The sequence below is a fragment of the Streptomyces sp. SID12501 genome (genome assembly GCF_010550245.1).
Lineage (GTDB): Bacteria > Actinomycetota > Actinomycetes > Streptomycetales > Streptomycetaceae > Streptomyces.
The window spans coordinates 1-382 of record NZ_JAAGLU010001093.1 but is presented as its reverse complement, the minus strand read 5'-3'; the positions used below and the strand labels follow the sequence as shown (position 1 = coordinate 382).

The 382-nt window shown below is 60.5% G+C and carries 1 pseudogene; it reads left to right on the top strand.

From position 1 onward, the window contains the following. A pseudogene (locus tag G3I71_RS49975) lies at positions 1 to 251 on the top strand (IS66 family transposase); the annotation flags it as partial. Positions 252 to 382 lie beyond the last annotated feature (131 nt).

Below are 382 nucleotides of genomic sequence, written 5' to 3'. Positions count from 1 at the left end.
ATGCGGACGAGTACCAGCGCGGCATGGTCAACTTCGCAGTCCCGATCGACAACAACGCCACGTACCTCAACCAGCACATGATCAAAACGCAAAAGAAGATCTCCGGATGCTGGCGCACCCTGACCGGCGCACAACGTTTCGCCCGGATCCGCTCCTACATCTCCACCGTCCGCAAACACGGCATCAACCCCCTCACCGCCCTACGCGACCTCTTCGCCGGACGGCCATGGATGCTGCCCACAACCAGCTGAAACCCCTAAACAGTTACCTTTCCTCGGCCTCAGCCCCGTCGAAGAGGCGGAATGTGTCGGCCCGGGCTGCGAAGGCTCGGTGCACATGTTCCTCAAGTCCTGTGCTGCGAAAGATCCGACAGCGCTCGTTT